This window comes from Alteromonas sp. BMJM2 (assembly GCF_027257845.1).
Taxonomy (GTDB): domain Bacteria; phylum Pseudomonadota; class Gammaproteobacteria; order Enterobacterales; family Alteromonadaceae; genus Alteromonas.
The window spans coordinates 89,163-102,625 of record NZ_JAPVOT010000008.1 but is presented as its reverse complement, the minus strand read 5'-3'; the positions used below and the strand labels follow the sequence as shown (position 1 = coordinate 102,625).

At 44.2% G+C, this 13,463-nt stretch carries 16 protein-coding genes; 12 read left to right on the top strand and 4 right to left on the bottom strand.

All coding sequences use genetic code 11. The features are described 5' to 3' along the window. Window positions 1-13: 13 nt before the first annotated feature. The 11 genes from ccoO to O9X84_RS10695 all read left to right on the top strand — a co-directional run bounded on the left by ccoO (window position 14) and on the right by O9X84_RS10695 (window position 9,683). Window positions 14-619, top strand: coding sequence for a cytochrome-c oxidase, cbb3-type subunit II (gene ccoO, locus O9X84_RS10745; RefSeq protein ID WP_269519755.1), 606 nt, complete (start codon window positions 14-16; stop codon window positions 617-619). A 1-nt stretch (window position 620) separates the two neighbouring features. Beyond that, the gene (locus tag O9X84_RS10740) at window positions 621-782 is read left to right on the top strand and encodes a cbb3-type cytochrome oxidase subunit 3 (RefSeq protein ID WP_032096241.1); all 162 of its coding nucleotides are present in this window, start codon (window positions 621-623) and stop codon (window positions 780-782) included. Window positions 783-798: 16 nt separating this feature from the next. Continuing rightward, window positions 799-1,752: a cytochrome-c oxidase, cbb3-type subunit III gene (gene ccoP / locus O9X84_RS10735; RefSeq protein WP_269519753.1), complete on the top strand. Its 954-nt coding sequence runs from the start codon at window positions 799-801 to the stop codon at window positions 1,750-1,752. Window positions 1,753-1,982: 230 nt separating this feature from the next. Continuing rightward, entirely contained in the window at window positions 1,983-2,462 is a 480-nt protein-coding gene (locus tag O9X84_RS10730) for a FixH family protein (RefSeq protein WP_269519751.1), read from the top strand. Beyond that, window positions 2,462-4,849, top strand: coding sequence for a heavy metal translocating P-type ATPase (locus O9X84_RS10725; RefSeq protein WP_269519750.1), 2,388 nt, complete (start codon window positions 2,462-2,464; stop codon window positions 4,847-4,849). The genes O9X84_RS10730 and O9X84_RS10725 overlap by 1 nt, the downstream gene beginning before the upstream one ends. Window position 4,850: 1 nt before the next feature. Next, window positions 4,851-5,066 (top strand): cbb3-type cytochrome oxidase assembly protein CcoS, encoded by a 216-nt coding sequence (ccoS, locus tag O9X84_RS10720; protein ID WP_269519749.1) that lies wholly within the window; start codon window positions 4,851-4,853, stop codon window positions 5,064-5,066. Next, window positions 5,053-5,712 (top strand): sulfite exporter TauE/SafE family protein, encoded by a 660-nt coding sequence (locus tag O9X84_RS10715; RefSeq protein WP_269519748.1) that lies wholly within the window; start codon window positions 5,053-5,055, stop codon window positions 5,710-5,712. The genes ccoS and O9X84_RS10715 overlap by 14 nt, the downstream gene beginning before the upstream one ends. Window positions 5,713-5,759: 47 nt before the next feature. Further along, window positions 5,760-6,500 (top strand): fumarate/nitrate reduction transcriptional regulator Fnr, encoded by a 741-nt coding sequence (fnr, locus tag O9X84_RS10710; RefSeq protein WP_032096247.1) that lies wholly within the window; start codon window positions 5,760-5,762, stop codon window positions 6,498-6,500. 116 nt (window positions 6,501-6,616) lie between these two features. After that, window positions 6,617-7,540 carry a universal stress protein UspE gene (gene uspE / locus O9X84_RS10705; protein WP_269519747.1) on the top strand — a complete coding sequence of 308 codons (924 nt, stop codon included), beginning with the start codon at window positions 6,617-6,619 and terminating at the stop codon, window positions 7,538-7,540. Window positions 7,541-7,718: 178 nt separating this feature from the next. After that, window positions 7,719-8,672 carry a tRNA 2-thiocytidine(32) synthetase TtcA gene (gene ttcA / locus O9X84_RS10700; RefSeq protein WP_269519746.1) on the top strand — a complete coding sequence of 318 codons (954 nt, stop codon included), beginning with the start codon at window positions 7,719-7,721 and terminating at the stop codon, window positions 8,670-8,672. After that, window positions 8,673-9,683, top strand: coding sequence for a patatin-like phospholipase family protein (locus tag O9X84_RS10695; RefSeq protein WP_269519744.1), 1,011 nt, complete (start codon window positions 8,673-8,675; stop codon window positions 9,681-9,683). On the opposite strand, the gene O9X84_RS10690 is transcribed toward O9X84_RS10695, so the two are convergent. The 3 genes from O9X84_RS10690 to O9X84_RS10680 are packed head-to-tail and all read right to left on the bottom strand — an operon-like array spanning window position 9,675 to window position 11,822. Next, the gene (locus O9X84_RS10690; protein WP_269519743.1) at window positions 9,675-10,310 is read right to left on the bottom strand and encodes a DUF2987 domain-containing protein; all 636 of its coding nucleotides are present in this window, start codon (window positions 10,308-10,310) and stop codon (window positions 9,675-9,677) included. The two genes, O9X84_RS10695 and O9X84_RS10690, sit on opposite strands and share 9 nt — an antisense overlap. Beyond that, on the bottom strand, window positions 10,307-11,098 hold the full coding sequence (locus O9X84_RS10685; protein ID WP_269519742.1) for a glucosaminidase domain-containing protein: 792 nt from the start codon (window positions 11,096-11,098) through the stop codon (window positions 10,307-10,309). Before O9X84_RS10685 ends, O9X84_RS10690 begins: the two co-directional genes overlap by 4 nt. Then, window positions 11,091-11,822 (bottom strand): stress protein, encoded by a 732-nt coding sequence (locus O9X84_RS10680; protein WP_032096253.1) that lies wholly within the window; start codon window positions 11,820-11,822, stop codon window positions 11,091-11,093. Before O9X84_RS10680 ends, O9X84_RS10685 begins: the two co-directional genes overlap by 8 nt. A 540-nt stretch (window positions 11,823-12,362) precedes the next feature. Here O9X84_RS10680 and O9X84_RS10675 point away from each other — a divergent pair. Beyond that, window positions 12,363-12,794, top strand: coding sequence for a hypothetical protein (locus O9X84_RS10675; protein WP_032096254.1), 432 nt, complete (start codon window positions 12,363-12,365; stop codon window positions 12,792-12,794). A gap of 39 nt (window positions 12,795-12,833) precedes the next feature. Here the strand turns inward: O9X84_RS10675 and O9X84_RS10670 are convergent, their stop codons facing one another. After that, window positions 12,834-13,460: a LysE family translocator gene (locus O9X84_RS10670; RefSeq protein ID WP_269519741.1), complete on the bottom strand. Its 627-nt coding sequence runs from the start codon at window positions 13,458-13,460 to the stop codon at window positions 12,834-12,836. Window positions 13,461-13,463 lie beyond the last annotated feature (3 nt).

Here is a 13,463-nt window from a genome sequence, read left to right as displayed (position 1 = left end):
AAGGAGTCGAATAATGAAAAATCCACATGAGTTAATTGAAAAGAACGTTGGTCTTTTAACCGTACTAATTCTGGTTGCTATCAGCTTTGGTGCCATGGTTCAGATAACGCCGTTGATGTTTCAACAGCAAACAATGGAACCCGTTAAAGGACTACGTCCATACACTGCACTTGAGCTTGAAGGTCGTGACATCTATATTCGTGAGGGTTGCGTAGGATGTCACAGCCAAATGATTCGCCCGTTCCGCGCTGAAACTGAGCGCTACGGTCACTACAGTGTTGCTGGTGAGTCTGTATGGGAGCACCCGTTCCTTTGGGGTTCAAAGCGTACAGGTCCTGATCTAGCGCGTGTTGGTGGTCGTTACAGTGACGAGTGGCATCGTGTTCACCTGCTTAATCCTCGCAATGTTGTTCCAGAATCTAATATGCCAGGTTTTCCTTGGCTTGCAGAAAACACGCTTAAAGGCGAGTTGACGGCAGAGAAAATGGAAGTATTCCGCGGCTTTGGTGTTCCTTACACTGATGAAGATATTGCGGGTGCTAAAGCGGCAGTACAGGGTAAATCAGAAATGCAGGCCCTTATTGCTTATCTACAATCTCTTGGCACACATTTGAAATAATATGGACCAAGGAATTATAGGCAGCATTTTTACTATCATCGTCTTTGTTAGCTTTATCGGCATAGTTTGGTGGGCTTTCAGTAGCCGTAACAAACAAAAATTCGATGAAGCCGCAAACCTTCCGTTTGCAGACGAAGAAAAAGAAAAATCAAAAGAAGATTAGCAGGAGTCTTAAACTCATGAGTATGTTTTGGACAATTTGGATTTCAGTGATAACCCTAGGGTTGATCATTGGTTGCTACTTCCTTCTGCGCTGGTGTCTCTCTAACCAGACAGGTGTGCCAGAAGGTGAGTCAATGGGTCACGAGTTCGATGGAATTGAGGAGCTGAACAATCAGCTTCCTCGCTGGTGGACAATTATGTTCTACATGACCATCGTTTGGGGCTTTTTATATCTTGCACTATACCCAGGTCTAGGTGCATACGAGGGTCTTTTAGGTTGGAAAAGTTCGAACCAGAATATCCAATCCTTGGAAGAGTCGATGCAGGCCCGTATAGATGCCAAAGAGCAAGGTAAACTTGTAGAGTATGACCGTGAGTTAGACTATGCGGCAGACAAGTTTGATCCTATCTTTGAAGCTTATGCACAAGTGCCTGTTGAAGAGCTAGCGAAAGACGCGGAAGCCAACAAAGTTGGTCAACGCTTGTTTTTACAAAACTGTTCTCAATGCCACGGTTCTGACGCGCGTGGTCAAAACGGCGGATTCCCTAACCTTACGGATGACGATTGGTTATACGGCGGTTCGGGCGATAAGATTGTGGAAACGCTAATCAACGGTCGTCGCGCAGCAATGCCTGCATGGCTTGATGCAATGGGTGAAGACGGTATTAACGAAGTGGTTAATTACGTGCTTAGCCTTAGCGGTCGCGATGTAGACCCACAGCTAGCTAAAGCAGGTAAAACTCGCTTCGCGGCTTGTGCTGCATGTCACGGTATGGACGGTAAGGGCAATCAAATGCTTGGCGCTCCGAACCTTACTGACAACATTTGGCTTTATGGCGGCAGCCACAGAGCGGTGACAGAAACCCTTACCTACGGCAGAAACGGTGTAATGCCTGCTTTTGAAAAGACGTTGGGTAAAGATAAGATTCACGTTGTTGCAGCTTACGTATATAGCCTTTCAAATGATTAATCATTGAAAAGCTAAATATTGCAAAAGGCCCCGTTACTGCGGGGCTTTTTTTATGAGAAAATACCATCACTTAGCCATCTGACATACTTAAGCAGTAGCTTTCATACAAAAACAATAAATGTATATTCATAACCATTTCAATGCGTTTTTTCAAATTCGCGAACTCTTAACATCAGTGATAAGTAGTTATGAATATGCAGTTAGCGAAACAACGATGAGATCAACGATTAATGAATACACCTTGGTATAAACAGTTTTGGCCGTGGTTTCTTATTGCCGTGCCAGTGATCACCGCAATCATGGGAGGCGTGCTGCTAAAGCTTGCCATTTCAACAGAAGATAGTTTGGTGGTAGACGATTACTACAAGGAAGGTAAAGCGATTAATGCCCGACTCGATAAAGAGGCCGTGGCACGCAAACTAAATATGACCTCTGATCTCACCATTAAAGATGGCAGTATCGCATTAGAGTTTCACTCAGGGATACCAGCAGAAGGTAATGCGCTAAAGCTAAACTTTTACCACGTCACTTTAGAAGAGAAAGATGTGAGTACCCTACTTAGCAGAGATGCTAATGGTATTTACCGCGGGTTTGTCGAAACGAATTTAGACGGCAAATGGCAAATATCATTAACGCCAATAGATGAAAGCTGGAAGATTCAAAATACGCTTATATTGCCCAACGCTAATACAATAAAGTTTAACCCGTAATGAGCGAAGCTACCTGTTATCACTGTGGTTTACCCAATGATGACGACAAACGTTTTGAAACCGTCATTTTAGGCCAGACCAGACAAATGTGCTGCCCTGGCTGCTTAGCGGTTGCTGAGGCCATTGTAAGCAATGGCCTGGAAGACTATTACCAGTTCAGAACCGAACCTGCACAAAAGTCTGACGATAGCATTCTCGATACCTTAGACAGGTTAAAAGTGTTTGATGATCCAACGCTTCAAGATGAATTCGTTTACGACGAAGGCAAGCACAAACAAATACAGTTAACCCTTGAGGGTATCACCTGTGCCGCTTGCGGTTGGTTAATCGAAAAGCAGCTTTCCAAAGTAGACGGTATAAAGCAAGTCGCGGTAAACGTTCAGGAACGCCGTGCCTTAGTAACTTGGTCTGCTTCGGTTATTAAATTAAGCCAAATTCTATCCACGTTAAAGCGCATCGGTTATTCCGGCTCCCCTTTTCACCCTGATGAGCACGAAGCCAGTTACAAGCGCGAAGAAAAAGTCTTTATTAAAAAGCTTGGGTTAGCCGGTATTATGACCATGCAGGTGATGATGCTGATGACAGGCCTATATTTTGATTGGTTTGGCGCTATAGAATTAGAAACCCGACAATACTTTTATTGGGTTGCGCTCACACTCACCACGCCAGTGGTGCTGTATTCCGGAAGCACATTTTATTTGGGCGCCTTAAAGGCAATAAGCGCCAAAACAGTCAATATGGACGTGCCCGTTACCATCGCTATTTTTGGTACCTACATAGCAGGTATTCGTTCAACCCTGCTAGAACAGGGAGAGGTGTACTTCGAATCTATTTGTATGTTTATCTTTTTGCTTTTGCTGAGCCGGTTTTTAGAACATAGAAGCAGACATCGTGCAGCGCAGATTTCAGCAAATATGATGCAGTACATACCCGTTTCTGCAACCAAATTAGAAGCCGACGGAAGCGTGAACGAATGCTTAGCCAAGCAACTGTCTAAAGACGATGTGGTGCTAATAAAGCCTGGGGAAACTATTCCTATCGATGGCTACGTTACTGACGGCAATGCGTCGGTGGATGAGTCCATGCTGACCGGGGAATTTAACCCTGTGATGAAACATGAGAAAAGCACAGTGTATGGCGGCACAATATGCAAAGACGGCTCATTAACCGTTGTCGTAACAAATACCCTTAAGAATGCACTGGTTAATCAAATAATGCGTTTGCAGGCAAGTGCTATGGCAAGCAAGCCAAAGGCGGCACAGCTTGCTGATGAGTTCTCACGCTACTTTGTGGTATCGGTGTTACTTATTGCATTGCTCACTTATGGCTATTGGACCTATATCGGCAATGCAGATGCGTTTTGGATCACAATTTCTGTGCTTGTTGCTACCTGCCCGTGTGCATTAGGTTTAGCAACGCCTTCAGCCTTAACCTGTGCAATGGCCAAATTGAACAAACAAGGCATTTTGCTAAAACGAGCCGACGCTCTCGAGCAAATTACCACAATTGATACAGTCGCCTTAGACAAAACGGGTACGCTTACCCAAGGCAAATTTAGCCTTCGACATAGCTGGTATGCGCAAGGAGTAGACAATCAGCGGGCCTGGGAAATTGCCTCGGCACTAGAATCACGCTCTGAGCACCCTATCGCACACGCATTTTCTGATGACATCAAACACAAGGTCTCTCAATTTACCGTGACACCCGGTGGCGGAATAAGTGGCGAAGTCAACGGCGTTGCCTTTGAAATGGGTTCAGCTATCTTTTGCGGTGTTAACTCATCAAGTAACGAAAGTATTCCCATTACCGCCAATGTATATTTAGCGACGAAAGGGAAACTGGTTGCAGCATTTGAAGTAAGCGATACGCTGCGTGATGATACCAAATCGACCCTAGAGGCTTTGGCTATAACGAACCTGTTGGTTGTGCTTAGTGGAGACACGCAGCAAAACGTAGACGACCTTACTGCCTCACTGCCAGTATCCGTGGCCTTGGGCGGTCTTACTCCTGAACAGAAATACGCGGAAGTTCAAAAGCTTCAGTCACAAGGCAAAAAAGTGTTGATGATGGGCGATGGCATTAACGACGCGCCAGTATTGGCCAGTGCCGACGTTGCAGTGGCTGTAGGCAACGCCACTGACGTGGCTAAAACCGCTGCAGATGTTATCTTGTTGGGCGATCAGTTATTGTCTGTACCGGCGCTTATCGATACAGCGCACCAAACCCGGAAAAAAATTCGCCAAAACATTGGCTGGTCTGTGCTGTATAACATTATCATTCTACCCTTTGCCGTTTCGGGTTTACTTTCCCCCTGGATGGCTGTTGTAGGTATGTCGTTAAGCAGTATCATTGTGGTTACAAATTCAACACGATTATTGAGCAAATAACATGAGCATTATTTATGTCTTAATTCCCATTGCGATTATCATTGTTGCTCTTGCGCTCGTTATCTTTTTTTGGGCTGTTAAATCAAATCAATTTGAAGACTTAGACCGACAAGGTTACAGCATTTTGTTTGATGACGACTTACCGCCGGAAGAGAAGAAGCTGGCCGATCAACGCAAAAAGCTTCAGCAAGAACAAGATAAGCATGGATCAGATTAATTACTTTTCTGCATTTTTGATTGGCTTAGCCGGCGGAGTGCACTGCGTTGGAATGTGCGGTGGCATTGTATCGGCGCTTAGATTGGTAACGCCAAAAGATAAACCTGCACTTCCCTTTACTCTTGCATACAACATTGGTCGTATTATCAGTTACACCCTTGCAGGTGCAATCACCGGCGCCTTAGGCAAAATGGCCTCCGACTTTGTTCCCGTGGCCAGTTATGCGTTGTCCATTTTAAGTGCTGTTATGGTGTTTTTATTGGCATGCTATTTAGGAAAATGGTGGACAGGGCTTACGGCGCTTGAGAGCGTGGGTAAACATCTATTTCGCTATATCCAGCCGGTTTCAAAACGCTTTCTTCCCTTTAAAACCCCTTTTAGTGCCATACCCTATGGGTTTATTTGGGGTTGGTTGCCGTGCGGCCTAGTTTACTCCACCTTAACCTGGTCTCTCGCGGCGGGCTCAGCGGTTCAAGGCGCTGGTATCATGTTGTGTTTTGGGCTGGGTACGCTGCCAACCTTACTTGCTGTAAGCACCGGTAGCCAGTATATTATTCAGGGGTTTAAGCATAGTGCTGTTCGACAATGCATCGCCATCGCCATGGCCTTATATGCAGCGTATCTTATTTATAGCGCATTATCCTAAATGATGTTGTACCATTTAGGGGTGTGAACTTACAGAGAATAGAAATTATGAGCAAAGGAAGCGGTTTCTCTATCCACTGCCAAAACTGCAGCTTTAGTCACTTGTGTTTACCTGTGGCATTGAATAAAACAGAAATTGAATCTCTCGATGACATTATCGAACGCAAAAAGCCGCTGCACAAAGGTGACACATTAATTAATAACGGCGACACGTTTACGTCATTATTTGCAGTAAGAACCGGATCGTTCAAATCATTTGTGACTAATTCGGATGGTGAAGAACAAATAACCGGTTTTCATTTCCCTGGTGATATTGTGGGTTTCGATGCGCTTCGCGAAAGTAGACATCAAAGCTACACCCAGGCGTTAGAAACGGCCATGGTATGCGAGCTTCCCTACGACACCCTTGATGAAATGTCTGTTCAGTTTCCCAAGCTTCGCCATCAAATTATGAGTTTTATGAGCGCTGAAATAAAGCAAGATCACGATATGATCATGATGCTCAATAAACGCACTGCTGAAGAACGCCTGCTTTATTTTATATCTCACTTGTCTCAGCGTTTTGAAGAGCGTGGTTTCTCCCACCGAGAGTTTCATCTAACCATGACCCGTAACGAAATTGGAAATTACTTAGGCCTGACGATTGAGACTATCAGTCGGTTACTGAGTCGTTTTCAAAAAGAAGGGTTAATTAAAGTGGATGGCAAACTGATCACCATACTCGATTTTGATGCTATCGACGGCAAAGTCACCGCCCTTAAAGGGCCGAGCATTGTGTGCAATGGCTAGGGCATGTAGTTTTGTCGTACGCACAGACGAAAATGTTAACATTTTGATCTAAAACAACCCACGTTTTGCCTATTGTCTATTACACTTAATGAAGAACTTCATAGGAAGGAGAAGTTATGATTGAGTGTAAGCACATTTTAGCGGTTGTCGACGCAGAGCGCGACAGCCAACCTGCGTTGAGCCGTGCGCTAGAGGTGGCAAAAAAAACAGGCGCAACCGTCACTGCGCTAATGGCGGTGTACGACCTTTCTTACGATTTGACCACCATGCTAAGCCCTGACGAGCGCGATACTATGCGCGATGCTGTGACTAAAGACCAATCTAAGCGACTGTCACAGCAGCTCAAAGAGCAAGGTTTTTCCAATATCGACATAGTGGTTGAGTGGAACAATAAAGCGTACGAGTCCATTATTTGTTATGCGCTTAACAACCAAATAGACTTAGTTGTTAAAGCAACAAAAAATCACGACGACCTAGCTTCTGTTATATTCACGCCAACCGACTGGCATCTCATGAGGAAGTGCCCTCGCCCAGTGTTGTTAGTAAAAGAGCACGACTGGCCTGAAAATGGTGAAATTATTGCGGCGGTAAACGTGGGCAGCGAAGATGAAGAACACGAAGCCCTGAATGACAAGATAACCGACATTGCCAATGAGTATGCTCGGCTGCTAAAAGGCCATGTTAACTTGGTTAATAGCTACCCCGCTACTCCGCTCAACATTGCCATAGAAGTCCCCGAGTTTGATTCCGAAAAATACCACAGCGCAGTCAAAAATCATCACCTTGATGAAATGAATGCCCATGCAGCAAAACACGACATAGCTCCTGACAAATGTTTTGTGAAAGAAGGGTTACCTGAGCATGTTATTCCGCAAGTTGCTAAAGAAATAGATGCTGAGCTTGTCATCATAGGTACTGTTGGCCGGGTTGGCATATCGGCAGCACTGATTGGTAATACCGCAGAGCATGTTATTGATGCGCTAAATTGCGACGTATTAGCCATAAAGCCTAATGGTTTTATTTCGCCTTATGCCGTGTAGTGCTCACAAAGACCTCACGGTAACCTCTATTTACGCTGAGAAAACGCTAAAAATAGTGGCAGTGTATAACATGGCGTAATGAAACTGTAAGCGTAGATATTTAACGTACACAAGCATAGTTAACAAAAGGCGCTTTATTGTATAATGGCGGCTTTCACACAAACCAAGTTAGTTAATTATGAGTTTAGGCACAAACGGCGCTGAATCGTCGTCCTCTGCTGCAGCGCAAAGTAAGCAAAAACACAATTTCAATAAATTGCAAAAGCGTCTTCGTCGCAATGTGGGTAAAGCCATTGCCGACTTCGGCATGATTGAAGAGAATGATAAAGTGATGGTATGCCTGTCAGGCGGTAAAGACAGTTACACCATGCTCGATATTCTTATGTTTTTGAAGCGCGCCGCCCCTATTCACTTTGATATTGTGGCAGTGAACCTAGACCAAAAACAGCCCGGCTTTCCAGAACATATTCTTCCTGAATATTTAAACAGCTTAGGCGTGGCTTATCAGATAGTAGAAGAAGACACCTACTCTATCGTGAAAGATAAAATTCCTGAGGGTAAAACCACATGTTCCCTATGCTCTAGACTGCGCAGAGCTATTTTGTATCGTACAGCAAAAGAGCTTGGGGCGACCAAAATAGCATTAGGGCATCACCGAGATGATATGCTTGAAACGTTTTTCCTCAATATGTTTCACGGTGGAAAGCTCAAGTCTATGCCGCCTAAGCTGGTTAGCGATAACGGCGAGCATATCGTTATACGCCCCTTGGCGTATTGCACCGAAAGCGACATACAAGAATATTCTACGTTATCAGACTTTCCTATCATTCCGTGCAACTTATGTGGCTCTCAAGATAATTTACAGCGTCAGCATATTAAGGGCATGCTTCAGGATTGGAATAAACGCTTTCCTGGTCGAATTGAGTCTATGTTTAGTGCCCTTCAGAATGTGGCGCCATCCCATTTAGTTGACAGCAACTTGTACGATTTTCAATCCATTACTACCCATGACGGCCCGGTGAAAGATGGCGACATTGGCTTTGACGAGCCTTCCTTTGAAATACCAGAAAGTGAACAGTTAGCCGAATCAGCAGGCACTATCGATATCATCAACATTATGGAATCTGAATAGATGAAAATTGGACTCGCTTTAGGAGCGGGTGCAGCGAGAGGCTGGACCCACATTGGTATTATACAAGCACTTGAAAAACTAGGCATTAAGATTGATGTTGTGGCAGGTTGTTCTATTGGTGCATACGTAGGCGCTGCCTATTCAAGTGGCAAACTTGAAGGTCTCAAAGAGTGGGCCTGCTCTCTGAGCGATTGGCAAGTATTAGCCCTCATGGGCGTTGGGCTGCGCAGAGGCGGCTTAGCCAGCGGTCAAAAAGTGTTTGATAAGCTCGCCAGTGACTTTTGCGCTGATAGCTTTGAAGCGATGAGTAAGCCATTTGCCGCAGTAGCTACAGATCTGTACACCGGGCGCGAAGTTGTTTTTGACAAAGGTCCGGTGGGCACGTCTATCCAAGCGTCTTGTGCCATTCCAGCGCTTTTCTCACCGGTAGCGTACAATGACAGGTGGTTGGTAGACGGTGCGGTGGTAAACCCTGTGCCGGTAAACCTCTGTCGACAGCTAGGTGCTGATTTTGTCATTGCGGTTAATCTTAACGCCGACTTTAGACCTCTTAGACTTGAGAAGTTACGTAAAGATCACGAAGATAATCAAAGAAAAACCGAAGATTTCTTTACCAAAAGCCAAAATGCACTAAAACAGTGGTTCTCTTCAGACAATAAGTCTGATCAAAGCGATTCCGAAGGTGGCCTTGATGAAAAAGCCAAGAACAATAACGATTCGTTAGGTGCTGAGGTCATCGAAAAGGTTGAAGAAGAGATAATGGAAGTTCCTGCAAAGGTCAATAAGAAGAACCCGCCGGGAATAATGAGTGTAATGAGTAGTTCGTTAGAGATATTGCAAGCTAGAGTAACCCGTTCCCGACTTGCTGGCGATCCGCCAGATATCTTAATAGAGCCACAGCTCACTGACGTTGGTATTATGGAATTTCACCGAGCTGAAGAGCTCTGCGCGAAGGGTGAAGAAACTATCAACCGACTTGCAGAGCAAATACGCTATCAGCTATTAACTTGATGCCATTGCGGTAATACGTAGCGGGGCTTGGGGTAACGATAACCCTTTTGCTTCGCTTATCCACTCTTGCTCAATATGCAATACACCATTGGTAATTGTCACACCCTCAGGCGTAATATAATCTAAATCTCTGTCCTCGAAATGTATCATCAGGCCTTTAACCGTTGGCATGAGAAAAGACAGAAAACTTCCCATTTCATTGAAGAACGCTTCGTACTGGCCATATACAAAAGTTAACTCATCTTTGGTATAGCGAGCTTTTAAATACTCTGGTTTAGTCTCAAGCTGTACCGACATGTCGCACACATTGGCGCGCTCAACCAACGATATCCGTATTATCGCATTTGCAAGTTTAAGCGCTTTTTCAGTTGGCACCGTAAAGCGTCCTTCATTGCTTACATCTAAGCTCATTGTTTGTTTGTCAGTAACAATTTCAGCACTGTTAACCCCGCATAAACGCCCCTCACCCACACGTAGAAATCCGAATGCGAACTGCAAAGCTTGGGTATCTTCGTTATCCAACTTTTTTACGTGGCTGTAAAACCGACTGTATTCAACATCAATTGTTTCTGCAATTGACTGACCGGTGAAAAACCCACACAGCAACACCATAGCAACTCGTATCATTCGCCCAAAAACTCCTCGTTGTATTTGATCATATTTTGTAGTTCTTCCACGTAGGCAGCGCCACGCTCAGAATATTTCATTAAGCCTTCGGCTAACGCTACACCGTTAATAGCAATTTGATTGGCTCTTAGTCGGCTACGAATTTCTCGTAAGTCCTTATATGCATCGTGCCGATTTAGGTTTCGCATATAAGTGTATGTAGCCCGTGATAGGTTGTCGAACTTTGCCACTTCATGAGAGGCATCATCGTTTCTCCTGCTTGGAACAAAGCCGCAGCCTTTGCTAAAACACCACAATCCGAAAAAGTTATAGCCGTCCCGGGCAAATCTACTTGTGCCCCACGCTGACTCGTTAGCAGCCTGCACCAAGACGAGCTCAGCAGGCAACACATCAATTTTTTGTAATAAATTAAGCAGTTTAGTGTTCAGCGGATCTGAAGACTTTACTCGGTACTCTTTTTCTAACCACGCCAGACGAGTAATGTCGTCTTCACTAAAAGGCTCTTCAGCTAACGCTTTTCGATAAAGGGTTTGCACATAATGACGAAGTGTAAGCAAGTACGCGTTTTGTTTCTCTACCTCTGGCCTCAAATAGTTAAAAAAAGCAGCCTTCTTTTCCTCTACCTCTGTGTAGACAGAAAAATCTGGTACGGGCTTTTTCGCCTTGATAGTTTCTGGAACGTCGAGAATGTCCTGGGTTTCCTCATTGAAGATAATGGCGTTAATAACAATAACAGCCAATACACCAATGGTGATCAGGACAATTTTAAACGTTTCTCGCTTATGCATTAAAATTAGACTCTTTTACGTCATTTCCTGATGCAGTAACACTGGCGCCTTGTTCTCCTATTAATTCATCGTACAGCAATCCCATCGCGCTGAAATAAAAGGGTAATACCCAAATTAGCGATAAACCAAAGGTAAGCGGCACAGTAGCAAATAATAGAAAGAAAACGCCATATACGCTCAGCATTTGACTCCAATATGCATTAAAAACGCGACAGGAGAGGATAATGGCGCTGATAGGCGTTAATTTTCTATCTGCCACCAGCATAAGAGCAAACGACGATGCGAGATAAAAGTAGATGCCAGGAATGATGAGTAGCACTAAGCCTAATTGCACTAAGATGCTGTTAACCAGCTGTGTTAACGCAACTAAAAACAGTAAAGGGAAATAGGCAAAAACCGAAAAGACTGTGGTGCTCTCTCCTCTAGCATGTTTAACGCCCGCCATGTAAAGGCCGGTTATTAACGGAGAAACAATACATATAGCCACAATTTCAAAAATTGACTGATGCTCAAAAATATAACTACCGTCATCGTTGATAGTGATAAACCGTTGAGCAATCACTCCCATCACCACAAAGGCGAGAAACAAGACAACGCTGCTTTGAAGCAGAGGCGAAAAGTTAGCTTTTGTTAATACAGAAGCTTTTTTCAAGAGCGATTTCAGATCGAATTGATATTGCTTTGCCAATGTTGTGTTTAGGCGGTCAGAATTAACGTCTTTCACTTCGTTCCTATTTTAAAACGTAATAACCGCGCGAGTATAACAATTCACGCAGTTGAATGCTTGTCTGTAACATAGCAACAGTTGCCTTTGTGCGTTAATAGTTATTAACGTGGCAAAATTCAAGGTTTGCTTTTCTGTCTTTGTATTTCTGTCTTTCTTTTTCACCTATCGTTCTTTTTCAACGTCTATGCTAAGTCATCTGCGCCTATTGACTGTTGTTTGTATTGCGTTGCGACAGCGTTCGACATTAACGTCAATTAAAAGAGTGAGCACATTGAAGAAATACTTTCGTGAATGCAAAACACGTTTCATATAATTAAGGTATTATGCGTTCATGCTGCGAGGCACTTCGAAAGATGTTTGTCGCGAGATTTTGCCATAGCGTGAATGCTTGCCGTTTGCTTAAGGAGTGCGTCTTTGTGATCACTGCTTGAAAGTTACTTATTGAAGACTATTACTTGCATGGCACCAGTACTTTATTGCTGCTTGGCTTGCCGATAGCGCTATCGCGTTTAATACCAGAGATGGACATGTGTTTTTATGATCAATACCAAAATATATAAAGCTGTATATCAACTTAGCGAACAGCTTATGGAAGCTGCCAATAAAGACGACAGAGAAACCTTCGACGCATTATACAAAGAGCTGAATGCGCTGTGTATTGAACACGAAGATACTCCAAAAGATCATCCCGAACAGTGGGAAACCCTGGCCGATTTCACAGAAGAACTGGTTGATGCGCTCGTTATTTATGCCAAGGCGCTTAAAAAAGCAGAAAAGATAAATTCCAAAGACCACCTCTCTTCCATTGCGTTTTCAATGGCGCAACTACAGGTAGAATGCGGCCAAAAGTACGCAGCCATAAAAAGCCTTGAATCAGCGAAAGTGAGTGCTAATAAAATTGAGGACAAAGAGTTAAAAGAAGAAATTGCTGACATGCTGGCAACCCTTTCTCCAGATTCTGAAGAGTAAGCACGCTCTATCTGCTTAATCTTACCAAAGCAGGTCGCGTTAACCCGCGACCAGCTTCACTGCTAACCCCACCAATAAAACGCCCATTGCGCGGTCTAACCAATAGCCTTTCTTGCCAATGAACTCTGCCACTTTTGAGGTACTGAGCATATAGGATAAAAAGCAAAACCACAGTCCGGTGGCTATCGCAAGGTAAATGCCATAGCCCAACCTCACGCTGAAAGGCGTGTCGATACTGATAATGGCAGTGAATAGCGACAAAAAGAATAAGGTAGCTTTAGGATTGAGCCCGTTAGTCAGAAAACCCATCCAAAGTGCTTTTTTCGGCGATATCATAGCGGTTGCGACTTTTTGCTCATCTGGCATAGCATCCGAAGATGGACTGCTTCTTAGCGCCCCAAACGCAAGGTAAAGTAAATAGGCCGCTGCCAAATAGCTAAACGTGGTAAATAGCCAAGGCGTAGTGGCAATAACCACACTAAGCCCTACCAGCGAATAGGCTACATGCAATAAAATAGCAGCACCGATGCCTACGCTGGTGAATATAGCAATTCGACGTCCATAAGCGACACTATTTCTCACCACAATGGCAAAGTCTGGGCCGGGGCTTGCCACAGCAACTAAATGTACTAAAGCGATGGTAAGGAATTCGTTAAGGTACTGCATTAC

Bases quoted from the DNA above. Each gene is read 5' to 3' on its own strand.
- ccoO (WP_269519755.1), top strand. From the start codon at position 14: ATGAAAAATCCACATGAGTTAATTGAAAAGAACGTTGGTCTTTTAACC.
- O9X84_RS10740 (WP_032096241.1), top strand. From the start codon at position 621: ATGGACCAAGGAATTATAGGCAGCATTTTTACTATCATCGTCTTTGTT.
- ccoP (WP_269519753.1), top strand. From the start codon at position 799: ATGAGTATGTTTTGGACAATTTGGATTTCAGTGATAACCCTAGGGTTG.
- O9X84_RS10730 (WP_269519751.1), top strand. From the start codon at position 1,983: ATGAATACACCTTGGTATAAACAGTTTTGGCCGTGGTTTCTTATTGCC.
- O9X84_RS10725 (WP_269519750.1), top strand. From the start codon at position 2,462: ATGAGCGAAGCTACCTGTTATCACTGTGGTTTACCCAATGATGACGAC.
- ccoS (WP_269519749.1), top strand. From the start codon at position 4,851: ATGAGCATTATTTATGTCTTAATTCCCATTGCGATTATCATTGTTGCT.
- O9X84_RS10715 (WP_269519748.1), top strand. From the start codon at position 5,053: ATGGATCAGATTAATTACTTTTCTGCATTTTTGATTGGCTTAGCCGGC.
- fnr (WP_032096247.1), top strand. From the start codon at position 5,760: ATGAGCAAAGGAAGCGGTTTCTCTATCCACTGCCAAAACTGCAGCTTT.
- uspE (WP_269519747.1), top strand. From the start codon at position 6,617: ATGATTGAGTGTAAGCACATTTTAGCGGTTGTCGACGCAGAGCGCGAC.
- ttcA (WP_269519746.1), top strand. From the start codon at position 7,719: ATGAGTTTAGGCACAAACGGCGCTGAATCGTCGTCCTCTGCTGCAGCG.
- O9X84_RS10695 (WP_269519744.1), top strand. From the start codon at position 8,673: ATGAAAATTGGACTCGCTTTAGGAGCGGGTGCAGCGAGAGGCTGGACC.
- O9X84_RS10690 (WP_269519743.1), bottom strand. From the start codon at position 10,310: ATGATACGAGTTGCTATGGTGTTGCTGTGTGGGTTTTTCACCGGTCAG.
- O9X84_RS10685 (WP_269519742.1), bottom strand. From the start codon at position 11,098: ATGCATAAGCGAGAAACGTTTAAAATTGTCCTGATCACCATTGGTGTA.
- O9X84_RS10675 (WP_032096254.1), top strand. From the start codon at position 12,363: ATGATCAATACCAAAATATATAAAGCTGTATATCAACTTAGCGAACAG.
- O9X84_RS10670 (WP_269519741.1), bottom strand. From the start codon at position 13,460: ATGCAGTACCTTAACGAATTCCTTACCATCGCTTTAGTACATTTAGTT.